At 53.0% G+C, this 24211-nt stretch carries 25 protein-coding genes and 1 pseudogene; 4 read left to right on the forward strand and 22 right to left on the reverse strand.

Annotated features, from left to right (window positions below):
• Positions 1 to 24 precede the first annotated feature (24 nt).
• The 11 genes from DFO56_RS11650 to flhD all read right to left on the reverse strand — a co-directional run bounded on the left by DFO56_RS11650 (position 25) and on the right by flhD (position 11179).
• On the reverse strand, positions 25 to 987 hold the full coding sequence (locus DFO56_RS11650) for a spore coat U domain-containing protein (protein WP_045511282.1): 963 nt from the start codon (positions 985 to 987) through the stop codon (positions 25 to 27).
• A complete protein-coding gene (locus DFO56_RS11655; protein ID WP_045511279.1) occupies positions 987 to 3380 on the reverse strand; it encodes a fimbria/pilus outer membrane usher protein in 2394 nt (797 codons plus the stop codon). The genes DFO56_RS11650 and DFO56_RS11655 overlap by 1 nt, the downstream gene beginning before the upstream one ends.
• The gene (locus DFO56_RS11660; protein ID WP_045511276.1) at positions 3356 to 4120 is read right to left on the reverse strand and encodes a molecular chaperone; all 765 of its coding nucleotides are present in this window, start codon (positions 4118 to 4120) and stop codon (positions 3356 to 3358) included. The genes DFO56_RS11655 and DFO56_RS11660 overlap by 25 nt, the downstream gene beginning before the upstream one ends.
• Positions 4121 to 4134: 14 nt before the next feature.
• A complete protein-coding gene (locus DFO56_RS11665) occupies positions 4135 to 4608 on the reverse strand; it encodes a spore coat U domain-containing protein (protein WP_045511400.1) in 474 nt (157 codons plus the stop codon).
• A gap of 91 nt (positions 4609 to 4699) precedes the next feature.
• Complete coding sequence (locus tag DFO56_RS11670; protein ID WP_045511272.1) at positions 4700 to 5269, reverse strand: spore coat protein U domain-containing protein; 570 nt, start codon at positions 5267 to 5269, stop codon at positions 4700 to 4702.
• A 420-nt stretch (positions 5270 to 5689) separates the two neighbouring features.
• The gene (gene cheW / locus DFO56_RS11675; protein WP_007371553.1) at positions 5690 to 6193 is read right to left on the reverse strand and encodes a chemotaxis protein CheW; all 504 of its coding nucleotides are present in this window, start codon (positions 6191 to 6193) and stop codon (positions 5690 to 5692) included.
• A 22-nt stretch (positions 6194 to 6215) separates the two neighbouring features.
• Positions 6216 to 8267, reverse strand: a complete 2052-nt coding sequence (cheA, locus tag DFO56_RS11680; RefSeq protein ID WP_020454152.1) for a chemotaxis protein CheA — start codon at positions 8265 to 8267, stop codon at positions 6216 to 6218.
• 10 nt (positions 8268 to 8277) lie between these two features.
• The gene (gene motB / locus DFO56_RS11685) at positions 8278 to 9237 is read right to left on the reverse strand and encodes a flagellar motor protein MotB (RefSeq protein WP_017458317.1); all 960 of its coding nucleotides are present in this window, start codon (positions 9235 to 9237) and stop codon (positions 8278 to 8280) included.
• Positions 9234 to 10121 (reverse strand): flagellar motor stator protein MotA, encoded by an 888-nt coding sequence (motA, locus tag DFO56_RS11690; RefSeq protein ID WP_017458318.1) that lies wholly within the window; start codon positions 10119 to 10121, stop codon positions 9234 to 9236. The genes motB and motA overlap by 4 nt, the downstream gene beginning before the upstream one ends.
• A 126-nt stretch (positions 10122 to 10247) precedes the next feature.
• Entirely contained in the window at positions 10248 to 10826 is a 579-nt protein-coding gene (gene flhC, locus DFO56_RS11695) for a flagellar transcriptional regulator FlhC (protein WP_017458319.1), read from the reverse strand.
• Between the two features lie 2 nt (positions 10827 to 10828).
• A complete protein-coding gene (gene flhD / locus DFO56_RS11700; RefSeq protein WP_017458320.1) occupies positions 10829 to 11179 on the reverse strand; it encodes a flagellar transcriptional regulator FlhD in 351 nt (116 codons plus the stop codon).
• Positions 11180 to 11956: 777 nt separating this feature from the next.
• Between flhD and uspC the strand changes: the two genes are divergently transcribed.
• Positions 11957 to 12382, forward strand: a complete 426-nt coding sequence (gene uspC, locus DFO56_RS11705) for a universal stress protein UspC (RefSeq protein ID WP_045511268.1) — start codon at positions 11957 to 11959, stop codon at positions 12380 to 12382.
• A gap of 32 nt (positions 12383 to 12414) precedes the next feature.
• Here the strand turns inward: uspC and otsA are convergent, their stop codons facing one another.
• From otsA to azuC, 8 genes are all read right to left on the reverse strand, one after another.
• Entirely contained in the window at positions 12415 to 13839 is a 1425-nt protein-coding gene (gene otsA, locus DFO56_RS11710) for an alpha,alpha-trehalose-phosphate synthase (RefSeq protein WP_020454154.1), read from the reverse strand.
• Positions 13814 to 14620 carry a trehalose-phosphatase gene (gene otsB / locus DFO56_RS11715; protein ID WP_045511264.1) on the reverse strand — a complete coding sequence of 269 codons (807 nt, stop codon included), beginning with the start codon at positions 14618 to 14620 and terminating at the stop codon, positions 13814 to 13816. Before otsB ends, otsA begins: the two co-directional genes overlap by 26 nt.
• A 186-nt stretch (positions 14621 to 14806) precedes the next feature.
• Positions 14807 to 15787, reverse strand: a complete 981-nt coding sequence (gene araH, locus DFO56_RS11720) for an L-arabinose ABC transporter permease AraH (protein ID WP_017458324.1) — start codon at positions 15785 to 15787, stop codon at positions 14807 to 14809.
• A gap of 14 nt (positions 15788 to 15801) precedes the next feature.
• Complete coding sequence (gene araG, locus DFO56_RS11725) at positions 15802 to 17316, reverse strand: L-arabinose ABC transporter ATP-binding protein AraG (RefSeq protein ID WP_020454157.1); 1515 nt, start codon at positions 17314 to 17316, stop codon at positions 15802 to 15804.
• A gap of 70 nt (positions 17317 to 17386) precedes the next feature.
• Positions 17387 to 18367 (reverse strand): arabinose ABC transporter substrate-binding protein, encoded by a 981-nt coding sequence (locus DFO56_RS11730; protein WP_020454158.1) that lies wholly within the window; start codon positions 18365 to 18367, stop codon positions 17387 to 17389.
• A gap of 317 nt (positions 18368 to 18684) precedes the next feature.
• Entirely contained in the window at positions 18685 to 19242 is a 558-nt protein-coding gene (locus DFO56_RS11740; protein ID WP_020454159.1) for a DJ-1 family glyoxalase III, read from the reverse strand.
• Positions 19243 to 19359: 117 nt separating this feature from the next.
• Entirely contained in the window at positions 19360 to 19611 is a 252-nt protein-coding gene (locus DFO56_RS11745; protein ID WP_020454160.1) for a DUF2766 family protein, read from the reverse strand.
• Positions 19612 to 19733: 122 nt separating this feature from the next.
• Positions 19734 to 19817: a stress response protein AzuC gene (azuC, locus tag DFO56_RS11750; protein WP_017458329.1), complete on the reverse strand. Its 84-nt coding sequence runs from the start codon at positions 19815 to 19817 to the stop codon at positions 19734 to 19736.
• A 213-nt stretch (positions 19818 to 20030) separates the two neighbouring features.
• On the opposite strand from azuC, the gene DFO56_RS11755 reads away from it, so the two are divergent.
• Positions 20031 to 21455 (forward strand): MFS transporter, encoded by a 1425-nt coding sequence (locus DFO56_RS11755; RefSeq protein WP_045511261.1) that lies wholly within the window; start codon positions 20031 to 20033, stop codon positions 21453 to 21455.
• A gap of 52 nt (positions 21456 to 21507) precedes the next feature.
• Here DFO56_RS11755 and DFO56_RS11760 read toward each other — a convergent pair whose 3' ends face one another.
• The gene (locus DFO56_RS11760) at positions 21508 to 22146 is read right to left on the reverse strand and encodes an RpiB/LacA/LacB family sugar-phosphate isomerase (protein ID WP_017458331.1); all 639 of its coding nucleotides are present in this window, start codon (positions 22144 to 22146) and stop codon (positions 21508 to 21510) included.
• Between the two features lie 237 nt (positions 22147 to 22383).
• On the opposite strand from DFO56_RS11760, the gene yecR reads away from it, so the two are divergent.
• A complete protein-coding gene (gene yecR, locus DFO56_RS11765; protein ID WP_044489679.1) occupies positions 22384 to 22716 on the forward strand; it encodes a YecR family lipoprotein in 333 nt (110 codons plus the stop codon).
• A gap of 207 nt (positions 22717 to 22923) precedes the next feature.
• Entirely contained in the window at positions 22924 to 23421 is a 498-nt protein-coding gene (gene ftnA, locus DFO56_RS11770) for a non-heme ferritin (RefSeq protein WP_020454164.1), read from the forward strand.
• A gap of 40 nt (positions 23422 to 23461) precedes the next feature.
• On the opposite strand, the gene DFO56_RS11775 is transcribed toward ftnA, so the two are convergent.
• The gene (locus tag DFO56_RS11775) at positions 23462 to 23701 is read right to left on the reverse strand and encodes a YecH family metal-binding protein (RefSeq protein WP_045511257.1); all 240 of its coding nucleotides are present in this window, start codon (positions 23699 to 23701) and stop codon (positions 23462 to 23464) included.
• A gap of 66 nt (positions 23702 to 23767) precedes the next feature.
• Positions 23768 to 24101: pseudogene (locus tag DFO56_RS11780) on the reverse strand (hypothetical protein).
• Positions 24102 to 24211 lie beyond the last annotated feature (110 nt).

The following is a 24211-nucleotide window of genomic DNA, read 5'->3' on the forward strand; positions in this document are numbered from 1 at the left end:
TGCGAAAGGGAATTAAATTATGACTTAAAACGCGATATCCACAGTTAAGGTATCACTATATGTTCCCCCCGGCGGCGTGGTCTGCGACGTCAAAATTTGCGCGGTGTAATTGTAGGTTCGCAGCAGGCCATCGGTGCTCACCTGCGATGAGACGCCGCTTGACCAGCGCTCCGCACCGGCGCTGCCCCAGCGGTTGGTGGTTGCCCCTTTGTAAATCTCATAACTGAGCCGGTTGCTGCCACTGGCCATATTCCGCGCGCTGCCGTTGTAGTAGCCGCCGTTGTTGATGCCGACGGTGTAAACCATGCCTTTCGTACAGGTGATGGCAATAGATTGCGAAATGGTCGGGAAGTTGCGCACCAGCGGCGCACTGCCAAAATTGACGTTCGGTGCGCTGATGGTGGTGCAGTCGTTGGTGATGGTGCCGTTGACCTGCAGGCTGGTGGTCGCCGTGCCCGTTTGTGCTGTCGAACAGAACCCTAAAATCCCCACCGAGCAGACGTTATACGCGACGCTAAAATTGAGCGTCACCGTATAAGGCCCGGCGCTGACGTTTTGCCCCGGTACGGTGAGGAAATAGAGCGGCAAGGTGTAGGTTCGGGTGCCCAATAACGCCAGCAAGGCTGAGCCGTTCCAGGTGTAGCTGTTGCCGCTGATAGTCGCTTCGCTATTATTTGCGCAGTTGGCCTGGCCGCAGACGCGGAGCGGGATCGCATCCGTCACGGCGGCATTATCAGACCGTTTCATGACGCCCCGGTTCGAGGCGGTAGCGCTCGCCCCGGTCAGCGTCAGGGTAATCGAGTCGTTGGTGAGCAGGTTGAGCGCCGCGTCGCAGCGCACAATCAGGCTGGCGGTGGTGTTTTGCGCCGAGGCGTTAAGCACAAACGAGGTCACCGTGCCGAACGCCCCACTGGTCGTGCTAACCGTACAGGCCGACCATGCTGACCCGCTGCACAGGAGTAATAACAGAAGAAGTAGCCGACGCATCAGGGGTTCCTCCGGCAGGTCAGTGGCCCGTAGGTTTGCAATTTATGGTCAGGATTGGCGAGCAGCGTGAAGCGGGCGTCGCAGGTTTTGCCATCCGGCAAACGGACATGCAGCGCATTGGCTTCATCCAGGTTTTCCAGCCACGCAATGCCGTCATAGCCGACAATGGCCGTGGCTTTCCCCGCCCGGTCAACTTCGCTGGCAAGCGGAATGGCTTCGCCGTTTTCATCATGCAGGATCACGCTGGCGACGCGCTCCTGCACCATCGGAAATTCCACCAGATAGCCACTGCGCCGACGCAGCGAAATTTTGCGCTCGGTATCTTTCAGTTGCGTATCCGCCGGTAAGTTCAGCGTATTAATGCTGTAACTGGCCGGGTAATAGGCAGATACCCCGCTCACCAGCAGATAGCCATCACGGTTGGTTTCACCCACCGGCTGATTTTCATAGTTCACCGGCACACCGCCATGACCGCCGGTGCTGATCACCGCAAACGCGTCATTGATGCGGTTGGCGGCAAATAGCTGGCCATCCATCAACACCAGCGACCCCAGCGCTTCGCCCCACCATGTCAGCATGTCGCTTTCGCCGTAACCGCCGCCCTGCAACTCGACATTGTTATTGCGCCAGCCCAGCGTGCCCTGCTGGTAATTTTTCGCCTGCGACTGGTGCGCAAAAGCCATGTTCCAGCTAAAACCGCCATCGGTCGGCATGGCGTGGTTATAGTTGATACGCTCGGTGGAGCCGCTATCGGGGGTTCGCTCCATACTCACCGCTGCGCTATCCATGTCGCCAATCGGTATTTGCAGCGACAATGCAAATGTCCAGTCGCCCTGCTGGTTATCACGGCTCGCCGCCAGATAAAGGCTACTGCCGCCCCACATATTGCGGCTCCAGGAGAGGTTAAGCAGTTCCGTTTTTTTATTATCAAAGCTGCGTACACCGATCCATGCCGCGCCTACGTTGCCGAAATCGCCCATATTAACTGTCAGCGCATATTGATCCGTGTTGCGGCTCAGGCTGGCGACAGGCCGCTGCCCGTTGCTTTGCTCGTTGTTGTAGAGGTTGCGCTGGTCGTAGAGCGCCAGATTGCCAAAGCCGCGATCGCGTCGGCTGTGCTGCGTATTAACGCTAAACAGGCGGGTATTGTACTGATACCCCCAGGCAAGCTGGCTGCCGTTATCGCCAGACATGCGGCTTTGCGTCCATGCCCCGTTCACCACGCCAAGCCGCCCGAGTTTCAGCACCGCGCCCGCGCCGCCCAGCGTCAGAGACTGCGCCGCTTCGCCATGCCCTTCGAGGGTGAAATAATCGCTCACTCCATAGCGATACGATCCGCTGCCCACCAGCGTCCCGTAATCAATATTCTCGACGCCGTAATTGCGCCGCAGCGCCCCCACGGTAATCGCTCCGTCGCTCAAGCCGGGTTTGAGCAAATCGCTGGCGACATAAAAAGGTAAGGTGGTGCTGACCTGGCGCCCCAGCGCATCCGTGGTAACCAGCACGGCATCCCCCGCGCCGTTGATATAGGGCATATTGGTCAGCGTGAAGGGACCCGGTTGTAACTGCGTGTTCCCGGCGCGATAGCCGTTAATAAACACATCCACCGAGGTCGGCACTGCCGCTTCGCCGGAAAACGCGGGCAGTGGCCAGGTGACCAGATCCGGGCGCAGGGAGAAGTCGCGCCCGTAAGTGACGCCGCCGATACGCACACTGCTGCTCCAGGTTAATGCATCGGAAATAACATCGCCCACGCTCCATTGCGTGGCGTCATCTTCATCGGTAAACGTGAGGGTGGTGTCATAACGCATATACCCTTCCTGCTGCCTGAGGCTGCCGGAAAGTGTCTTACGCAGTGCACCGGTTGAGGAGAGCACGCCGTTGCCGTTGAAGTAGCGAAACTCATGCCACAGCGCCGCCTGACCGCCGATGTGTTCGGTGGTGCTGGTGTAGACATCGTAATTGAGTAACGCGCCCTGGCCATATTTCGGTGTCGTGCGCCGCAGACCCGAGTTAAACGCCGTAGCACGCTCCGGCACCCACTCACCGGGCACCGAGAGCAGCAGACGCTGACCCGCGCTGTCATAATCGGCGCGCACATTCGCCAGTGCCGACACATTGACCTCCCCTTGCGGTAGATGCTTAGCAGGCAGCCCGGCCTGCAGGAGATCGGCGCTGGAGACAAAAAAGGCGTTCTGCCGCCGGGTCACGGGCACCACCCGCCGGGTATCGTAATGGTTAATCACCAGGCTTAAATGGAATACCGCGTGCTCATTGATGGCGTGCGCATCGGGCGGCGGCGGGAGCATATCATCGCCCTGTTGTGCCCGTGCTGAACTCGCCAGCAGCATAAAAGTGACCGTTAAAATCAGTTGCCGACGGACGACTGCCATTCGCTTTCCCTGGCATTGATCGTCGCCTTCATTTCCACTGGATTACTGATACCCGCGGGTAGCGGCCAGCTACGCACACTGTGCGGCAGCACATAACCGAGTAGTCCCTCGGCAACCTGCCGCGTTTGCCCGCCTTGCCGCACGCTGACTTTGCTTAAGCGGACATGGACATCACCATTGTTACGCACTTCCAGGGCCGGTTTGCCGTTGTCCCGGCTCACCCGCCAGCGTAAATCTTTGGTATCTACCAGCGCATGATGCGCGCCGCTGGTGTGAGTTTCGATGCCGGTGCCATAGACAAAGAGCGGAATCGAGTAGCGCATTTGCAGCTTGAGGCCAAGCTGCGGCTTGTCGCTGTTTTCCGGCTGCGGGATCTCATCGACGATGATGCGATAAGCCTGTTCGACACCCGCCGGGATTGACGCCTGCTTGATCAGGCGAATCAGCTGTTTGCTCTCTTTTTCGATTCTCACAATCGGTGGGCTGGCAACGATCTCGTTTTGTTGCTGGTAGCGTTCAAGCCCCCTTTCCTGCTGCCAGCGGACAATGCGCACCTGCATGGTGGTGGGCGCTTCACCCTGGTTCTGGATCCATAATTCGGTCGCGTTGCTGGTGGCGCTGAGCCACGGATCGATGGGCCAGAGCAGAATAGTGGCCGCCGCAAAAACGTTGCCCGCGCTAAGCGTCAGCGCACAGGTACACAGCACGCCCGCCGCGCGACCCGTCGAAATGACCTTCATCGCCTTCTCCCTTGTTACCATGACAATGTCACAGTGAGTTGATCGGTATAGGTTCCCGCCGGGCTGAACCCGGTTAGCTGCGCCGCACCGAAAATCGCCAGCGAGATAGTGTTGCTATTGTTGTAAGCGACAGAGACGGCCTGGTTAACGCCGATCTCGGTATTTGCCGCCAGCGTGCTGCTGGTAAAGAGGCGATAAGGCACGCGATCTGTACCGCCGCTGCGTTGCATGTTGCGCACGTTTGCGTAGTTCTGCCCGCCGTTGATACTCATACTCAGCGCCACGCCGGGCGTGCAGCCCAGCGAGAACGACGCGCCAGGCACGAAACTGGCGATGACCTGCCCGCTCTGCACGCCGCTGCGGGTGCCAAAATTGAGTGAGCCGAGTGCCCCGCCGCTGCCGCTCACCACTGAACAGCCAGGCGCGATGGTTGCGCCCACAGTGAAGGTTTGCGTCGTCACCGCAAAGGCACCCTGCGGGGCCATCATCGCGAACAAGAGCAGCCCAGAAATGACGCGCAGAGATCCCCGGTTCCCCCGCAGGGAAACGCGCATGCCGCCTGGCATCATCTGGGGAGGTTTAGTACGTCACGCTCACATTGATCGTATCGGTATAGGTACCCGGTACGACGCTAACGCTGTTGCCACCGCCGGAGATCCGCCCATAGAGCGTGTAGTTATCGACACCACCGGTCGTTGAAGCGCGAGGAATGTTGGTGTTGTTAGTGATGACGTTGCTGAAGCCGCTATCGCTATAAAGGCTGTAGGCAACGCCTTGCGTGGTATTGGCCGCATTGACCAAATAACGGGCAGGCGTTCCCGGTGTGCCGACCACGGTGCCCGGCGCGGTAGAGTTGGTGTTGCCGGTTACCTGCACGGTGTAATCGGTTGTCGTACATTGAATACCGAAACTGTTACCGCCGCTTGCGTTGGTGAGCTGGGTGGTGAGCTGTGAAAACGTTGCCGGATGCGTACCAAAATCAAGCGTACCAAAGTTGATCCCGTTCTGGCTTGGCGAGCCATTAATCAGGCAGCCGTTAGTCAACGTCAGGGTCGCGCCAATCGTCCCGCTACTGGTGACCGCACGCGCGCTTTGCGCGGCCATTACCAGAACACCACTTACCAGCACATAAAGTAATTTTCTGTTCATGTTTCCACCTCCGAAAATACCGCGTGCTGTTTATTTCACCGCGCAATTAATTAGCCACCGAAATAAGAAAAACACGCAAACAATTAAAGCAGGAATAACAGAAATTTAGTTTACGCTGCGCGCTTCAACCACTTAAACGCAACGGCGTAAGCACCATAAAACGGTGATGATTTTATGATTTTAAATCATTGAGTTAGAGAATGATTAATGCCTAATTCATTAATTTCCCGAAAGATATATACCTTGAATTGTGATAAACATCACAATATATGACCAGCCGTAACGAGAAGTAAGAGAACTTTATGAAATAGAAATTAAGCGGGGATGAAGGATATATATTATAGCGGCAGAAAAAGAACAAAAATAAAGGCGGATGAAGCAGCTTCATCCACCTTTATTATTACGCGGCTGGCGTGATTATTACGCTACGTGCGTGGCAGCGATATCCAGCAGCGCCATTTCTTCGCTGTTGAGCAGTTTCTCAATGTTTACCAGAATCAGCATACGGTCGCCGAGCGCGCCGAGGCCGGTCAGGTATTCGGTCGACAGCGTGACCGCGAATTCCGGTGCCGGGCGGATTTGGTCAGATGCCAGCGACAGGACGTCGGAAACACCATCAACCACAATCCCCACCACGCGCTGACCGAGATTCAGCACGATAACAACCGTGTTGTCATCATACTCGACATCGCCCTGGCTGAACTTCACGCGCAGGTCGACAATCGGCACAATCACACCGCGAAGGTTGGTGACGCCTTTGATAAAGTCGGGGGTATTGGCGATTCGGGTCACCTGATCATAGCCACGAATTTCCTGCACTTTGAGAATATCGATTCCGTATTCTTCATCGCCCAGAGTGAAAACCAGGAACTCCTGACCTGATGGCTCGCCCGCCAGTTTTGCTACATTACTCATACCGGTCATGTTTTATACCTTCTTAACTAAATCAGGCGGCTGTGTGCGCCATACGATGTTCACGATTCAATCCCTGCAACGCTGATACGTCAACAATCAGCGCGACGCTACCATCCCCAAGGATAGTGGCAGCAGAAATGCCCGGCACTTTGCGATAGTTGCTTTCCAGGTTTTTCACCACCACTTGATGCTGACCAATCAGTTGATCAACCAGCAATGCATAGCGACGACCCGCGCTTTGCAGAATAACGACAATCCCCTGCGTAGCCTCGGTTTTCGCGCCCATAACATCAAAGACTTTCCACAGTTCAACCAGCGGCAGATATTCGCCGCGCACTTCCAGCACGCGCTCACCACCGGCCAGCGGATGCAGATCCTCTTCACGCGGTTGCAGCGATTCCATTACCGCGTTCAACGGCAGGATAAAGACTTCGTTGTTCACTTTTACTGACATGCCGTCGAGGATCGCCAGCGTCAGCGGCAGCAGGATACGAATGGTCGTCCCGGTGCCCTGTTTCGATTTGATTTCAACGTGGCCGCCCATCTCCTGGATGTTACGTTTCACCACGTCCATGCCCACGCCGCGTCCGGAAACGTCAGTTACCTGTTCAGCGGTGGAGAAGCCCGGCGCGAAAATCAGCATGCCCACTTCTTCATCGGTCATGTTCTCGTGTACGGCCATCCCCTGCGAAATCGCTTTCGCCAGGATACGTTCACGGTTCAGACCTGCGCCATCGTCGGTCACTTCAATACAGATGTTCCCGCCCTGGTGTTCCGCCGAAAGGATCAAGTTGCCGATAGGCGACTTCCCTGCTTCCACACGTTTTTGCGGCGTTTCAATACCGTGGTCGAGGCTGTTACGCACCAGGTGCGTTAACGGGTCAATAATGCGTTCGATCAAGCTCTTATCAAGTTCAGTTGAGCTGCCCTGCAGCGTCAGTTCCACTTGTTTATCAAGCTTGCTCGCCAGATCGCGAACCAGGCGCGGGAAGCGGCTGAAGACGTATTCCATCGGCATCATACGGATGGACATCACCGATTCCTGCAGGTCGCGGGCGTTGCGTTGCAACTGGCTCATGCTGGTGATCAAATCACCGTGCGTCACCGGGTCCAGCTCGTTCGAACGCTGTGCCAGCATGGACTGGGTAATAACCAGTTCGCCTACCAGGTTGATCAACTGGTCAACTTTTTCGACCGCAACACGGATACTGGTCGATTCACTGGCGCGGGCTGCCGGTTTTTCACGGCCTGCCGGTTGCTCTTTCGCTACCGCTTTCAGCGCAGGTGCCGCAGCCGGAGCCGCCTGCACCGCCGGAACAGCCGCTGCTGCCGGCGCTTCGGCCACTTCAGCCGGGGCTTCAACAGCCGTTTCTGCTGCCGCGGGCGCGGGTGCCGCTTTTTCGAAAGCGATTTGATCCGCTTCGATAACAAAGCACAGCACCGCGATAATGTCGTCTTCGCCCACGCCGCCGTCGATAGTCACGCTCAGGGTATCTTTCCCCTTCACCACATCGCTCAGCGTGCCGAGGTTGCCCAACTCCTCTTCGAGTAAGTCAACTTCATTCTCTTTCAGGCGAGAAAGAACGATTCGTAATTTACCGTCGTTTTCAGCGGCGGGCGCTGTCGCATCAGATGCCAGTGCGGTCTCTACAACCGAGAGTTTTGCACCATTCGCAGCGGCAGGAACGACCTCTCCTTTTGCCTCCAGCGCCAGCTGGCGCAGGGCATTGCAGATGTATTCGAAGCTTGCGGCATCTGGCTCTGACGAGCTTTTATAGGCATCGAGCTGTTCCTGCATAATATCTTTGGTTTCCAAAAACAGGTTGATAATGTCGGTGTTGAGCTGCATCTCGCCACGCCGAGCCTCATCAAGCAGGTTCTCCATCAGGTGAGTTGTTTCCTGCAAGATGGTAAAGCCAAATGTACCCGCACCGCCTTTAATAGAGTGAGCAGCACGGAAGATGGCGTTGAGCTGTTCTGAATCCGGCGCTTCCGGCACCAGGTCCAATAAATGTTGTTCCATATCGGCCAACAGTTCGTCGGCCTCATCAAAGAATGTTTGGTAAAAATCACTAATATCCATGCTCACGCTATCACCTCGGATTGGCTTGTGGCGACGTAGGAACTGCTGCCGGAGACGAGGCTGCTGGCGCGGGTGCTGCCGCTGCCGCTGGCTCTGGCTGTGTAATCGCGCTTATTGGCGCACTCTGACTTTCGGCGTTCTCATGCAGAATGGCCGCTTCTGCTTGTTTATTCAGCACCAAAAGACTAATTCGGCGGTTGATTGCTTCATCCGGGCCGCGGTTGACCAGGCGCATGGTTGCCGCCATGCCAACAACGCGCATCACTTTGCCATCATCCAGGCCACCGGCAACCAGCTCACGGCGCGACGCGTTAGCGCGATCGGCGGAAAGCTCCCAGTTGCTGTACCCTTTATCGCCGTTAGCGTAAGGGGCATCGTCGGTGTGACCGGAGAGGCTCACTTTGTTCGGGATCCCATTCAGTACTGGCGCAATCGCCCGTAAAATATCGCGCATATAAGGTTCGACTTCCGCGCTGCCGGTTTTAAACATCGGCCGGTTCTGGCTATCGATAATCTGTATACGCAACCCTTCCTGTACCAGGTCGATTTTCAAATGCGGACGCAATGCGCGCAGTTTGGGATCGGCTTCAATTAACTGGTCCAGATCGCCGCGCAATTTACTCAAACGCGACTGCTCCATGCGTTTTTTCAGGTCGTCAATATTGGGCTGTTTTTGTACTTCGCCCTGTTGCTGTGTGTAGTCATCGCCACCGCCCGGGATCGGGCTGTCGCTGTTCGAAATTCTCGGCCCACCCGTGACCGCAGTTGCCAGCGGCGTGCGGAAATACTCCGCAATCTGGATAAGCTCTTTCGGGCTGGAGATGGAGATAAGCCACATCACCAGGAAAAACGCCATCATCGCCGTCATAAAGTCGGCATAGGCAATTTTCCAGGAGCCGTGTCCGCCGCCACCGTGGCCTTTATGTTTTTTTCGTCTAACTACGACGATCGGATGGGACTGGTTTTTCATGCGTCCTCAGTCGTCGTCTGTTGGTTAGGGTTTCTGACCGCACGAACATGTTCGTCCAGTTCGATAAACGACGGGCGCTCGCTGGAGTAAAGTGTTTTACGACCAAACTCAACCGCGATCGGCGGCGCATAACCGTTCAGGTTCGACAGCAGGGTTATCTTCACGCATTGCATCATTTTGGCGGTTTCCGCACTCTTCTGGCGAAGTACGCTTGCCAGCGGAGAGATAAAACCGTATGCCAACAAAATACCGAGGAAAGTTCCCACCATCGCATGCGCAATCAGCGCCCCCAACTCCGCCGCCGGACGATCCGCCGAGGCCAGCGCATGTACCACCCCCATTACCGCCGCCACGATACCGAACGCCGGGAGTGAGTCACCGACCATCGCCAGCGCGTTCGCCGGGACTTCGGCTTCGCTTTCATGGGTCTCAATCTCTTCGTCCATCAGCGCTTCAATTTCGAAGGTATTCATATTGCCGCTGATGATAAGTCGCAGATAATCCACGATAAATTCAAGCATCGTCGCATCCGCGAGAATGCGCGGGTAGCTGGCGAAAATCTCGCTCTCTTTCGGGTTTTCAATATCCCGTTCCAGCGAGAACATCCCTTGCTGACGTGATTTCGCCATCAGGCGATACAGCAGCGCCAGCAAGTCCATATACATACTTTTGGTGTACTTCGAACGGCGAAACAGCAAAGGCATCGCTTTCAGCGTTCCTTTGATGGCTTTACCGTTGTTGCCAACAATGAATGCACCTACCCCCGCGCCCCCGATGATGATCAGTTCAGACGGTTGATAAAGTGCCCCAAGTTCTCCGCCGGTCATCATATAACCGCCAAAGACTGCACCAAGAACAACCAGGTAACCTAATACGATAAGCACGACATCATCCTTCTGCTAATGACTAAGGCTCGGGATAAACATTTCAAAGGGTTAACGCGAGTAGCAGGTAAAAAAAAAGCAGCGGCATAACTGCACCGCTGCTGGAGTGTTTCCACCTGTATTCGGTTAAACAGCCTGATCGATCTGTTCATCCAGCAGTTGTGGAATAATATCGGCAGCATCCTGGGAAAGTTTACGTCTTTTTACCGCGCGGGACGGCGGCTGGCATAAACTGCAGGCAAAGCTACCAACAGGCTGATGCGCGTGAGTAATAAAATTACCACCACAGCAATTGCAGCGAGACAACTCCAGCATTCCGCTTTCCACGAAACGAACCAGCGTCCAGGCGCGGGTCAGCGCCAGCAGCGGTCCTTCCTCAGCATGAGGGCATTGTTCGAGGTAAAGTCGGTATGCTTTGATGACTGCGTCAACGCCGCTGCAAAGGCCTGTTTTTAACAAAAATTGCCATGCGTTACAGAACATAGACGCGTGGATGTTTTGTTCCCAGGTCATAAACCAGTCGGTGGAGAATGGCAGCATACCTTTTGGCGGCGGGCTACCACGCAACTCTTTGTAGAGTTTGATAAGACGACCGCGGCTAAGCTGCGTCTCACTCTCCAACATTTGTAAACGCGCACCCAGCGTAATCAGTTCCATTGCTAACTGAATATCGCGTGCTTCCTGAACAATGCTTTTTTCGCTCATCGTTATGCCCTTTTCTTCCGGGCCGCGTCGCCAGTCTGTGAAGACTCATTCAGCAGGCGGGTTGAAAGTAAAATCCCGGTGTGAACTTGCTGTAAATCGTCCACACGTGACTCTTGGGTCAGACGAGTGATGGTCTGATGATTGTCAAAACGGAACTGGCAAATCAGCTGATTGGTTTCAGCCAACTTCACCATTTGCGGAAGGGTTAACTCAACCAGTGTGGTCGCCATCTCTTCATTAATACCAAGACGGAACATGGCGGACGCTTTGTCCTGGCTGATCAAACGCTGAGCAAGAAGTAAATACGACAAATTAATGTCATAAACATGTTTCAGCAACTCGGATGTATGCATTTTTCCCATCCCGAATAACCAACTTGTATCTTATGCGGCTAAGCCGCACCCCGTGATGTCGCCGGGAAAAAACCCGGTATAAAAAAGAAAGGCTAAATGCATAACTGACTAGGATCTTGCGATAAGGCGCTTCGCTCAAATGTTAATTGCCTTACAACGTTCTTAATCATTTCTTACAAAGAACTAAGATTTTTCCTAATTCGACGCAACTGTACTCGTAGGTGCTGCCACATACAATCTGACCAGTGCGGAAATTTGAAATTTTTGTGATCCACGTCACATAATTTACGTGAATATGGACAAGAAATCTATCAGTCTCGCTTGTGAATTGATGTTTTTTTGCGCGATCAGCCCCCTTTTCTATTCCAATTGTCCGAATAGGCATGCAAAACGCTCTCTTACCAACGCTAACTGGTCGGAGGATTAGGATGCTGCCCTATTTACATTTGACAATATGTGTCTACTTAAGAAACAAAAATAAAAAGTTATATAAAACAATACATTATGTTTTAAGCGATCTTAATTAATCACCCGAAGTAACCATTGCATTTTTGTTAATCTTTATGATTGATAATTTAACAATTCGATCTTAAATTCTCTTAATTTTAGTTAAGCTTTTAAAATCGGTTAAGGTGATTAAAGCGCGACCATACCGTTACGTAAGAATAATTAATGAATATTTATGATAACCTTCACATCCCTGCCATATTCACAGGTTGCGCTGGTTTAAGAATCGGAGTAATGGTGAGAAAAATTTGATTCAATCGGGGAGTAAAAATGGCTTATGCACATCTTTTGGTCGCCGTAGCCGTTACGCCAGAAAGCCAACAATTGCTGGCAAAAGCGGTCGATATTGCCCGCCCTTCCGGTGCCCGTATCACACTGATTACCTTAGCCGCTGACCCGGAACTGTATAACCAGCTTGCAGCCCCGATGATGGAAAACGTCCGTGAGGTGTTGCAGGAAGAGACGCAGCAGTTTCTGGATAAGCTGGTGCGCAACGCGAATTATCCTATCGAACAGGCGCTGATTGCCTCCGGCGAGCTGAGCAAGCACATTCTGCATACTTGTCGCACCCAGGATGTCGATTTAGTGGTGTGTGGTAATCACAATCAGACGTTCTTCTCGCGCGCCGTCTGCTCGGCGAAAAGCATTGTCCAGGCCAGTGAAGTTGATGTGCTGTTAGTACCGTTAAGCGCGTAGAACGCCCCCGCATAAGCGGGAGCGTTGTTACCTCAGGCTAGCTTTTGGAAGGTCGCCACTTTGCTTTGTAGCTGGCTTTGTGCGCTACGTGGCGTGATGCGCTTTAAATCGCTGATAAACCTCTGCTGCCAGTGATGGATATCATTCTCCTTGATGACTTTGAGCATCTCCGCATGACGCGAAATACGCTCCGCCAGCGGCATCCTTAATGCCTTGTCCATCGCCGCCGCGACATCATCACGATCGTAAGGGTTAACGATCAGCGCCGACGTCAGCTCGTTCGCCGCACCGGCAAACTGCGAAAGAATTAACACCCCCGGATTTTCAGGATCCTGAGCCGCCACATACTCCTTCGCTACCAGGTTCATCCCGTCACGCAGCGGCGTCACCAGCCCGACTTCCGCATAGCGGAATACCTTCATCAACACTTTGCGATCAAAATGCTGGTTGAGGTAATAGAGCGGCGTCCAGCCAAGCTGACCGTATTTCCCGTTGATGCGCCCGGCTTCGGTTTCCAGTTGATGACGAATATCCTGATAGGCCTGCACTTCGCCACGCGAGGTGGGCGCTATCTGCGTATAACGGATCTTACCGTGGTGCTGAGGGAACTTCTCCAGCAGTGTTTCATACGCCAGGAAGCGTTCCGGCAAGCCTTTGGAATAATCCAGACGCTCTACCGAGAAGATGTTTTTCACATTCTTCAGTTCATTTTTCAGTTGTGCCAGTTTGGGCGGCAGCGGCCCTGCGGCTTGTTGCGCGATTTCTTGCGGCTCAATACCGATGGGGTAGACTTCGGTGCGGAAGTTTTTGCCCCAGGCAACATGCTCTTTACCACCACGCGTGGTAAGCCTTGTTTGCATCGACAAGCTGTCGAGGAAAGCCAGGCGATCGCTTTCGGTCTGGAAGCCCAGCAGATCATAATCACACAGCTGCTCAAGCAACTCGGCATGCGGTGGCAAGGCGTTGAAAATTTCCGGGGTCGGGAACGGAATATGCAGGAAGAAGCCGATCTGGTTGTTGACGCCGCGCTTACGCAGCTCGCTGGCGAACGGCAACAGGTGGTAATCATGGATCCACAGAATGTCGTCGTCTTTAATCAGCGGCAGCAGCTTGTCAGCCAGCAGCGCGTTGACATCCTGGTAGCCTTCCCACGCTTCGCGCTGGAACTTAACCAAATCCAGACGATAGTGAAAAGCGGGCCACAGCACCGCGTTGGAAAATTGCGAATAATACTGCTCGTAATGATCTTCGCTGAGGTTAAAAGAGGCCCAGGTAATATTCCCTTTCGTGACCTTTTTTAGCGGTTGATCCTCGTCACCGATCTCCCCGCTCCAGCCAAACCACAGCCCACCGGTCGCTTTTAGCGCCCCAAGGATCCCCACAGCCAGCCCGCCAGCGCTGGATTTTCTATCGTCAGGCGGAGCAATACGATTAGATACTACGACTAAGCGACTCATAGCCATCTCTCCTGTTTGTTAGCGCCCGTTGTTCTTGTTGTTGATGGTCGACAAGTTGTTCAAGCCATTTATAGACATCATTCACGCCAGCCAGACGCCACATTGCCTGTGTTGCGCCCGGGCCGACTTTTATCGATATGCCGCCAAGTTTGTTAACGGCTTTAAACCCATGTTCGTCAGTCAGATCGTCGCCAAGAAACACCGGTTTCTTGCCGAGAAAGGGTGGCGTTTGCATAAACGCGTCAATAGCGGCGCCTTTATGAATGCCAGAGGGTTTCAGCTCGACCACACATTTTCCCGGCTGCATTGCCAGCTGCGGGTAGTGCGCGATGAGTGTTTTTGCCAGGGCAAAGACCGCCTCTTCATGCTGCGGTGCCTGGCGATAATGCAGTGCAAATGCCATCCCTTTAGTTTCAAGTTCAACGCCGGTTAACGGCGCAATGCCATGCCGTAATTCACGTTCCAGCGGCTGCAAAACCGTTTCCGGTAAGGTCATTCGTTCGGTTCGACCATTGATATCGCGGCGCTCCGCCCCATGTACCCCGGCCAGCGGGAAACGATACGGTTTGGCGAGCTGTTCCAGCTCAGCAATTGAACGCCCTGAAATCAATGCCAACGCCCTGTCATTTAGCTCAGCAAGCAATGAAAGTCTGGTCAGCACATCTTCAGGGATAAAAACATCATCCGGGTGCGGTTTGATATCCGCAAGGGTGCCATCCAAATCGAAAAAAAAGGCAAAATTTCCGGAAATGAGAGGCGGTATAGCTAGTGCGTCTTCCACCCTGGTTTCCTCCTTACAGTGTCAGATGAGAGCCGTTTTTCATTAACGTCTCATTATCATTAGCCATGTAAGTATAGACAGTGTGACGCTGCTCGCCATTTTAAACATGACTTACCAGCCGGATTAGCGGCTGGTAAGGTCTGGAGTTACACTATAAGGTTGTGTGCAAAATTTAAGCAAAAAGCATCAAACCGTGCGTTTGGCCTTTTGTTTGTAGCGGTCGAAAATCACCGCCGCCAGCAGGATCAAGCCGCGCACAACGTATTGCGAGAAGGGAGAGATATTCAGCAGGTTCATGGCATTTTCCACGGTCCCCAGAATCAAGATCCCGGCCACAACGTAGGAAATTTTACCGATGCCACCTTTCAGCGATACGCCACCCAGCACGCAGGCTGAAATGACAATCAGCTCATAACCGATCGAGGTCATTGGCTGTCCGCTGGTCATACGTGAAGCAAGAATAATCCCCGCCGCCGCTGACACAAGGCCTGAGAGCACAAAGATAATAATCTTGGTTCTGACTACCGGCACACCCGCCAGCCGCGCCGCCTCTTCGTTACCACCAATCGCCAGCGTATTGCGACCAAAGGTGGTTTTATTGAGCAGGAAGCCAAAAATAATCAGGCAGCCGACCGTCAGCCAGATAGGCGCAGGCAGGCCAAGCCAGTTCGCATAACCGAGCGTAAAGAAGCGCTCATCTTCAATCCCGACCGCTTTACCATCAGAGATGATATAGGCCAAACCGCGCACAATCTGCATTGTCGCAAGTGTGGTTATCAGGGCGTTGATTTTCAAACGTGCAATGACAAAGCCGTTAATAAAGCCGCTCACCACACCGAGCAGCAACCCGGCAAATACCCCAATCCACAGGCTTTCGCTTAGGTTGATCACCACCGCCGTGGTCACCCCGGCGCAGGCAATCACAGACGCGACGGAAAGGTCGAAATCACCGGAGGCCAGGCAAAAAAGCATGCCGCAGGCCACCATGCCGGACATGGAAATCGCCAGCCCCAGCCCTTTCATATTGACGAAAGAGGCAAAGTTCGGCACGAAAACAGCGCAACCAATGAACAGTACGGCGAACACCACCAGCATGCCGAACTGATCCCAGATGCGCCCGAAGCTGAACGCCGACTTCGGCGCGCGGGACGTAGTTAAAGATGACATTGTATTCTCCTCACTCAGGCGACAGCCTGACTCACTTTCGGCATCGCAAGGCTCAGCGCCTGCTGTTCATCGCCCTGGCCGTGTAACAACTCACCGGCTATTTCGCCTTCACGCATGACCACAATACGGTCGGCGACGCCGAGGACTTCCGGCAAATCACTGGAAGCAAACAGCACCGCCACGCCACGTGCCGCCAGCGCATAAATCACGTTGTAAATTTCATGTTTCGCCCCGACGTCAATCCCACGCGTAGGCTCATCAAGCAGGATCACCTTCATCTCTTCCGACAACCAGCGGCCAAGAATGGCTTTCTGCTGGTTGCCACCAGACAGATTCATAATCAGCTGATCCGCACTCGGGGTTTTGATATTGAGCGAGCGAATATGGTGCTCGGCGTTTTCGCTCTCCCAGCCACTGTTGATGAGACACCCTGCGCGAATGTATTTGCGCCGGGCGCTGATATTGATGTTCTCCTGTACCGAGTGCACCGGAATAATGCCTTCGGCTTTGCGATCCTCCGGGCACAACATCATGCCGGCACGGATGGCGTGAGCAGGTTTGTGAATATTGACCTGCTCGCCGTCAATAAACACCTGCCCTTCGGTGATCTGCGTTCCGCCAAACAGCCCTTTCATCAATTCGCTGCGCCCGGCACCGACCAGCCCAAACAGGCCGACGATTTCTCCGCTGCGCACACTCAGGCTAATCGGCGTGCGTACGCCCGGCGCTTTCACCTGCTCCAGGCGCAGGCGCTGCTCGCCATATTCTCGCGGCTGCCAGCCGTAAATATCGCCCAGCTCGCGCCCAACCATCGCCTGTACGAGCTGGTCATGATTGACCTGCTGCATATCGGTAAAGGTGCGCACATAGCGGCCATCTTTAAACACAGTGATGGCGTCGCTCAGGGCAAATATCTCCTCCATGCGATGCGAGACATAAAGGATGACACGCCCCTCTTTACGCAGCTCACGGATCACGCGAAACAGGTTGTCGATCTCACGCGCAGAAAGGGAACTGGTTGGCTCATCAAAGGCGATTATTTTGGCGTTACGCGCCAGCGCCTTGGCAATTTCCACCATCTGCCACTGGCCGATGGAGAGGTATTTCAGCGGCGTTTGTGGGTCGATATCCAGCCCCAGATGCTGAAGCTGCAAACCCGCTTCATAGTTGAGCAGGGAGCGGTTCACAATGCCGCTTTTATGCGGCAACTGGCCCAGATAGATGTTCTCGGCGACGGTCATTTCCGGCACCAGATGCAGCTCCTGGTAAATAATGGCCACCCCGGCGTTGAGCGCGGCGGTGGTATCGGCAAAGGAGACTTCTTCTCCTTTTATTACCAGCGTACCGGTCGTCGGCGCGTAGTTGCCGCTGAGGATTTTAAGTAGCGTTGATTTACCGGCGCCGTTTTCGCCCATCAAGGCGTGAACCTGCCCGGCATAACAATCAAAACTGATCTCGCTGAGCGCTTTCACACCGGGGAATGTCTTACCGATGCCGCGAAACGAGAGGTAAGGAGTAGACTGTTGCATAACGTCTCCGCAAAACAGTTCATTGTACGTCTGGCTCCCCGCGTATGCGGGGAGCGCAACCAACAGAGAATTACAGTCCTTTTTTCGCCAGCTCTTCTTTGAAGTTATCGCGGGTGATCAATACCACATCCGTAACGGCGGTGAATTTTGGCGGTTCCACGCCTTTGGTCACCCAGTTGTACAGAAGCTCACTGGTTTTGTAGCCGTGAACGTCCGGGCTTGGCAGCAGGGAACCAAAGAAGCCCGTCGCCTGCGCTTTGGACAGCTCGCTCACCGCATCCACGCCGTTAATGCCGATACCGATAACGTCAGCCGCTTTAAAGCCCTGCCCTTCCGTAGCACGCACGCCACCAAGCACGGTGTTGTCATTCATACCCAGCACCAGCCAGTGTTTCACTTCCGGATGCTGTACCAGCAGGGAGTTACCGGCATCAAATGCACCGGGGATATCGTTCGATTTTGTCGGCACCTGGTAGATCTGTTTTTCCGGGAAACCGGCTTTTTTCAGCGCATCCATGGAGCCAGTGGTACGGCGGCGAGCGGTATCCAGTTCATTAGCCGTAATCGCCATCACGCCGGTCTGTTTCACATCCCAGCCGCGTTTTTGCATCTCTTTGTACAACTCATCGCCCTGACGTGCGCCAATTTCACTCGCCGCCATCATCACTAACGGCACCGATTTCATCGGCTCACCTTTGGCGTTGACGAACTGGTCATCGACGGTAATGACTTTCATGTCGTAACCGCGCGCTTTGGCAACAATTGCGGAGCCCAGTTTCGGATCGGGAGTACAGATAACAAACCCTTTCGCGCCGCTGGCCGCCAGGCTATCAATGGCGTTCAGGGTTTTTTCACCATCGGGGACGGCGATTTTGATCACTTCGAAACCTAAATCTTTGCCTGCCTTGTCGGCGAATCTCCACTCCGTCTGGAACCATGGCTCTTCCGGTTGTTTAACCAGAAATCCGAGCTTCATGGTTTCAGCGATAGCGGATTGTGACATAACGGCAGCCAGGCCGATGGCCGCCAACGCTTTAGTGAATTTGTGCATGGTAAACTCCAGCTTTAGCATTCTTTTATGTAGGGAAAACAACTCATCAGGTCTTTTAAAAGTTCATAAAACAAGGCATTAGAGTCCATACGTCACTGGAGCTCTGTGCTGGAAATAGTTTTAGCGGGAAATTGATTCTCCATAGGAGAGCGGCATCACACGGCTGAATTACAGTAATTCCGTACATAAATTCAGCGATTTATCACATAAAATCAGCCGTTTTTGTCTGACAAATAAGAAGGGTAAAAGCAGGATAATCCATAACATCAGCCAGCTTATCCTTGTGCCCGGATACAGGACGCATCCGGGCGGAAAAATCACCAGCTATAGTAGATATGCTCGGCATGATCTCGCGCCGCGATTTCGTTCCCTTGCAGGCGCGCGGCTATCGTTAAGGCAAAATCAAAAGCCCGTCCCAGACCTTTGCCGCTGATCAGGTTGCCATCTTCGACCACTGGCGCATCAACATATTCGCCGTCGCGCACGTTTTCATATAAATCACCGGAGCAAACATAGCGGCGACCTTTCAGTAAGCCGTTTGCCCCCAGCACGCGCGCGGCGGCCGAACAAATTGGGCAAATAAATTTGCCCGCCGCGTCATGATGTTCAATAAATTGCAGCACCGCCGGGTTGGCGGCGAGGTTGACACTGCCCTGCGGACCGCCGGGCAGCACGATGGCGTCATACAGCGTCTGCGAGCGCTCGGCCAGCGTGCTGTCTGCCACCATGGGAATATTGTGATAACTGACCACCGCGCGGGACCCCGCACAGGCCAGCGTTTCGACCTCAATCTGCAAGCGGCGCAAAATATCAATGGTGATAATCGCTTCCGCTTCTTCAAAACCGGGCGCCAACAACACCGCCACTTTTTTCATTCCCGACTCCTTTTGTACAAGGTTGGTTGAATTCAGTGGCGTTATTGTTGATCAAAACAACGTTTCAAAATCCCCGCTGTGTCACAGACCGACAGGCGTAACACAGCAAGAATAAAATCAGTGCGCTTCACCCTGCGGGGTGAATTTCAGTTCGATCAACGCAATGGCTTTCTGGATAGCGCGGCGGGTCACCGGATCGGCGGCTGCCGGATGGGTAGTAAAATCGATGCTTTTTAACTGGTTCGCCATTTTCTCGCGCACTTCAACCGGCGCGATGACGTCAATAACATCAAGGATTTGTTTAATGACCAGCTGGCAGGCGACGACATCAGAGACCAGTTCCTGGTCAGCAGAAAGATTTTGCGACATATGAGGCTCCTTTACTAAAGGGCGTCATAGTAGCGGGAAATGCCTGGCAAGAGTAGTTTTGTCCCCTTCAGCCGTCGAATGGCGGGCATAAAAAAACCTGCTCGCAGCAGGTTTTTTTATCATCAGAACATAGCGCCTGGCGGTACGTCTTTGAAAGTTTTGCAATAGGTTTCAAACATATGCTTCAGGATTTTACGCAGTTTCATTTGTTACTCCGGCGATGTGTTATGCAGGTGTTACGTCTCAATGCGCATATAATATGACCTGCATCACAAAAAGCAAGTTCAATGTGATGGAAATCACGTTTCAAAAATCAAAAGTGCAGTAACTTTGTTAAAAATTCAATTATAAATCCTGCGGTTAGCACGCTAAAAAAATTTTTAGCATCTTCAATTATTTTTGCAAATGGCATCCCAACAATGAGTGAAAGCACCCTTTCGCGAAAGACAGGAGGTCTTTCTCCCGCTGCGCTACTGGTAGCCGGCGCTTTCTTTATGGAGTTTATCGACGGCACAGTGATCGCCACGGCGTTGCCGGATATGGCGAAAACCTTCGGGGTGGAAGCCGTCGCGCTCAATATTGGCATCAGTGCCTATTTGATCACACTTGCAGTGCTGATCCCCGCCAGTGGCTGGATTGCTGATCGCTTTGGTGCGCGCAATGTTTTCTCGCTGGCACTGGCGATCTTTACCCTCGCCTCGGTGCTTTGCGGGTTTTCGACCAGCGTTGATATGTTTGTTTCGATGCGAATTTTACAAGGCATCGGCGGTGCGTTAATGGTGCCGGTCGGCCGTCTTGCGGTGTTGCGCACCACGCCGAAACACCAGCTCATTACCGCTATCGCCACGCTGACCTGGCCCGCGCTGGTCGCGCCCATTATTGGCCCGCCGCTCGGTGGTTTTATTACCCACTATGCCAACTGGCGCTGGATCTTCTTTATTAATGTGCCGCTGGGCCTGCTGGCGATTGCACTGGCGTTACGCATTATCCCCAATATCCGCGAGGAGGAGCGCCGTCCATTCGACTTGCCGGGTTTTATTGCCACTTCTGTGGCGATGGTCAGCCTGGTGTACGCTATGGAGGCGTTAGGTTCTGAGCATCCGCAAGGTACGCTAACGTTGGGTTTGCTGGCACTCGGCGCGTTAACACTTGCTGTTACCCTGCGCCATTTTCAGCGCGCAAAATGGCCGATGATCCGCCTCGACGCCATGAAAGTGCCGACATTTCGCGTAACCATGTACGGCGGTTCACTGTTTCGCGCCTCTATTAGCGCCGTGCCGTTTCTGTTGCCGCTGCTGTTTCAGGTCGGATTCGGCATGGATCCGTTCCACGCCGGGTTGTTAGTGCTGGGGGTGTTTGCCGGTAATCTTTCCATCAAGCCTGCCACTACGCCGCTTATCCGCTGGCTGGGTTTCAAAAAGCTACTGCTAATCAATGGCGCGCTCAATGTGCTGGCGCTGCTGGCCTGCGCATTACTGACTGCGCATACTCCGGAGTGGCTGACATTTGTGATCCTCTATCTCGGCGGCGTGTTCCGTTCGGTGCAGTTCACCGGCGTCAGTACGCTGGCATTTGCCGATGTACCGTCGCCGCAAATGAGTTATGCCAACACGTTATTCAGCACGGCGACACAATTGGCGGTGGGCTTAGGCATTACACTGGGGGCGATTGGTATTCGCATTGGTGAGCATGTCAGTACGTGGTTACAAATAACCGCCATTGAGGGGATCAGCTTTCGGCTGGCGTTTGTGTTTATTGCGCTGATTTGTCTGGTGGGCATGATTGATACGCTGCGGCTAACAAAGGATGCGGGTAGCGCCGTGTCACGTAAACAGAAAGCCTGATGCAGGAAAGGAAAAAGATAAAAGCCGCAACATCTGTTGCGGCTTTTTATTATCAGGCGAGGACTTCGCGAACGAAGGCTTCAATCTCTTTATTCTGGCAGTTTTCAAAGAAGCATTTCTGGAAACGTTCACCAGAAACGGCGGTTTTCACCAGCTCACGGTCGATAGCGCGCAGCGTATCGAGATAGTTCTCTTTTACCACCGCCGCTTTCACCTGGTTCAGAATTCCCGCGTTGCGCACCTGCGGTTCTTTGCGCTCCGGCGGGTAACCTTCCCCTTTACGACCAGTAAAGGCTTTCTCAAAGATAAAGCGCACGTTCAGTTCTGCGCCCCAGCCAAAACCTTTGGCGAACGGCAGTGCCAGTGCGTTACCGTTGTTGATCTGTGCGAACAGGAAAGCATCCGCTGGGTCGATACAGTAACCGCACACCACACCCGGATGAATATTCAGTGACATCAGCGCGCCCTGGCCAGTGCCACAGCCGGTTACCACGAAATCCACTGCTTTGGCATTCAACAAAATACTGGCCATAATACCAAGGTGGATATAAGTCAGATGGTGGTCGTTCTCATCGCTCATCCCGACGTTAAATACCGGGAAATCTTTCTCATCGGCAACCGTCTTCAGCTCTTTGAGGATGATGGCGTTTTTCGCCGCCTGGCTGTTTTCCATCATCAGTGCAATTTTCATTTTTGATCTCCTGTAACATGCTTCAGATAGCAAAGGTTGGGTAAACCTTACTACCTGACAAACATACTTTCAAATTTAATGAAAAATGGTTTTAAAAATCAGAAGCAGGCTCACAGTTTTTGCTCTTCGCGCATTGCCGTCGCGATTAGTAGAGGCTGTTCGGCGGGTTATTCTGTCGATTGCCTGCAAATCAACGCGATAAGATGAGATCATGCCAAAATGAAACAGAGTGATTTCATGAAGAGAATAGTTGTAGCCGCCTCGCTGCTCCTGCTCGCGGGATGCACGATGACGAAAGAAGCGGAAGTCAGTAGCGTGGATACCATTAGCGGTCTGGTACGCCTGAGCTATAACCAGTCGATGATGCAAACTGCAAAATACGACACCTACACCGCGCAGGGGACTGCTAATAAACAGTGCCAACAGATGGGGTATGCCACCGCAGTGCCTTACGGTCAGCCGGTGCAAACCTGTAGCCTGATTAGCGGCTCGGTCTGTATGAATACGAAAGTAACTATTCAGTACCAGTGCCGTGGTGTGGCTTTTACACAAACCAAACCGACCTGGTAAATTCTTAAGCCAGTATAATTCTACTGGCTTATCTTTTTATTAAAAATAAAAACAATTCTCATTCATTTAATTAATTGCCGGCAATGCGTGTTATTCTCATTATCTTCTCAATGCATTTATTTTTTATTTTACCTTTTGCAAATAATTAAATAACAAATTATAGTGAGCGCTCCTTTCGCCTGATAATTATATTTATGGAGCCGCGCCATGTTAAAAGCAGAGATGATCGAAAAATTAAATGAACAAATGAATCTGGAACTGTTTTCTTCCCTGCTCTATCAGCAGATGAGCGCATGGTGCAGCTACCATAGTTTTGAGGGTGCGGCCGCGTTCCTGCGCCGCCACGCGCAGGAAGAGATGACGCATATGCAGCGCCTGTTTGATTACCTGACTGATACCGGCAGCCTGCCACGTATCAATGCCATTGAATCGCCGGTTGCTGAGTATGCTTCACTCGATGTTCTGTTTCGCGCAACGTACGAACATGAACAACTGATCACGCAGAAAATTAACGAGCTGGCGCATGTTGCGATGACCACTCAGGATTATCCAACATTTAATTTCCTGCAATGGTATGTGGCGGAACAGCATGAAGAAGAAAAACTGTTTAAATCAGTGATTGATAAATTAACACTGGCAGGTAAAAGCGGCGAGGGTCTTTATTTCATCGATAAAGAACTGGCGACGTTGGACACACAAAACTAATATTACCGGCGGTAAAGAATATTCTTTACCGCCTTTTTTATTAATGCCTGCAGATTTTACTTTCGTGAGTAGAAAACCCCTCTTCCACCGGAATAAACTTTCCGCGTGATTCCAGAAATGCGACCAGTTCAGCCGCCGTCATTCCTTCCGCTGAGCAGGTATGAAAACGCGCCGTTTCGCCAAACCGCTGAATAATTGCCGCCGTCAGACTCTCGTTTGAATAACGCTCGCCTGTTTCAATCATCATATTCAACACTTCATGACCGTGAATGGATGTCATAGCTCCTCCCCGAAAAAGATGCATCATAAACTCAACATTTACTGTGGATGTTGCGCTAAAACAGGTTTACATGCATCCGGCACAGCTGGTGCAGCGCCAGTCCTGCTTATTCACGGTAGGTTTAAAGTAGCGATAATTGCCGTTTCGAGCGGGACGCCATTTTCAAAAAACAACCCGGTCAGCCAGTCGACATTGTCAATAATCCACTCATCTTCCGGCAAGCCTTGAGCAAAGGCCGGGTCAATGATCGGACAGATTTCCCTCGTCCCCCTATCCTTTTGCTGGCGAGATTCTGGCAATGCTATCTCTGGCCTCCAAACCAGTGAATTTGCCAGTGACCATGAGCAAGCAGGTTTCCGCTGCGCGGCCATCGCGTTGTAAAGGGATTATTACCCGGCATTGCCCGCCCTCAATATGTTGAGGGTTAAGAATATTTTTTAGGTTACGCCGGATTGCCGCGTAAAAACGTCTTCCTTATGAAGTAGGCAAATCTGGCAATTTTTCTTCGCT

The organism is Kosakonia sp. AG348 (assembly GCF_003337365.1).
In the GTDB taxonomy this organism is placed as follows: domain Bacteria; phylum Pseudomonadota; class Gammaproteobacteria; order Enterobacterales; family Enterobacteriaceae; genus Kosakonia.

Coding starts and splice junctions, on each gene's coding strand:
- DFO56_RS11655 (WP_045511279.1), bottom strand. CDS start 3,380: ATGGCAGTCGTCCGTCGGCAACTGATTTTAACGGTCACTTTTATGCTG.
- otsA (WP_020454154.1), bottom strand. CDS start 13,839: ATGAGTCGCTTAGTCGTAGTATCTAATCGTATTGCTCCGCCTGACGAT.
- araG (WP_020454157.1), bottom strand. CDS start 17,316: ATGCAACAGTCTACTCCTTACCTCTCGTTTCGCGGCATCGGTAAGACA.
- motB (WP_017458317.1), bottom strand. CDS start 9,237: ATGAAAAACCAGTCCCATCCGATCGTCGTAGTTAGACGAAAAAAACAT.
- DFO56_RS11740 (WP_020454159.1), bottom strand. CDS start 19,242: ATGAAAAAAGTGGCGGTGTTGTTGGCGCCCGGTTTTGAAGAAGCGGAA.
- DFO56_RS11660 (WP_045511276.1), bottom strand. CDS start 4,120: ATGAAGGTCATTTCGACGGGTCGCGCGGCGGGCGTGCTGTGTACCTGT.
- DFO56_RS11775 (WP_045511257.1), bottom strand. CDS start 23,701: ATGACATCCATTCACGGTCATGAAGTGTTGAATATGATGATTGAAACA.
- azuC (WP_017458329.1), bottom strand. CDS start 19,817: ATGAAACTGCGTAAAATCCTGAAGCATATGTTTGAAACCTATTGCAAA.
- uspC (WP_045511268.1), top strand. CDS start 11,957: ATGGCTTATGCACATCTTTTGGTCGCCGTAGCCGTTACGCCAGAAAGC.
- DFO56_RS11745 (WP_020454160.1), bottom strand. CDS start 19,611: ATGTCGCAAAATCTTTCTGCTGACCAGGAACTGGTCTCTGATGTCGTC.
- DFO56_RS11670 (WP_045511272.1), bottom strand. CDS start 5,269: ATGAACAGAAAATTACTTTATGTGCTGGTAAGTGGTGTTCTGGTAATG.
- DFO56_RS11730 (WP_020454158.1), bottom strand. CDS start 18,367: ATGCACAAATTCACTAAAGCGTTGGCGGCCATCGGCCTGGCTGCCGTT.
- araH (WP_017458324.1), bottom strand. CDS start 15,787: ATGTCATCTTTAACTACGTCCCGCGCGCCGAAGTCGGCGTTCAGCTTC.
- ftnA (WP_020454164.1), top strand. CDS start 22,924: ATGTTAAAAGCAGAGATGATCGAAAAATTAAATGAACAAATGAATCTG.
- flhC (WP_017458319.1), bottom strand. CDS start 10,826: ATGAGCGAAAAAAGCATTGTTCAGGAAGCACGCGATATTCAGTTAGCA.
- cheW (WP_007371553.1), bottom strand. CDS start 6,193: ATGACCGGTATGAGTAATGTAGCAAAACTGGCGGGCGAGCCATCAGGT.
- DFO56_RS11665 (WP_045511400.1), bottom strand. CDS start 4,608: ATGATGGCCCCGCAGGGTGCCTTTGCGGTGACGACGCAAACCTTCACT.
- cheA (WP_020454152.1), bottom strand. CDS start 8,267: ATGGATATTAGTGATTTTTACCAAACATTCTTTGATGAGGCCGACGAA.
- yecR (WP_044489679.1), top strand. CDS start 22,384: ATGAAGAGAATAGTTGTAGCCGCCTCGCTGCTCCTGCTCGCGGGATGC.
- DFO56_RS11650 (WP_045511282.1), bottom strand. CDS start 987: ATGCGTCGGCTACTTCTTCTGTTATTACTCCTGTGCAGCGGGTCAGCA.
- DFO56_RS11760 (WP_017458331.1), bottom strand. CDS start 22,146: ATGAAAATTGCACTGATGATGGAAAACAGCCAGGCGGCGAAAAACGCC.
- DFO56_RS11755 (WP_045511261.1), top strand. CDS start 20,031: ATGAGTGAAAGCACCCTTTCGCGAAAGACAGGAGGTCTTTCTCCCGCT.
- flhD (WP_017458320.1), bottom strand. CDS start 11,179: ATGCATACATCCGAGTTGCTGAAACATGTTTATGACATTAATTTGTCG.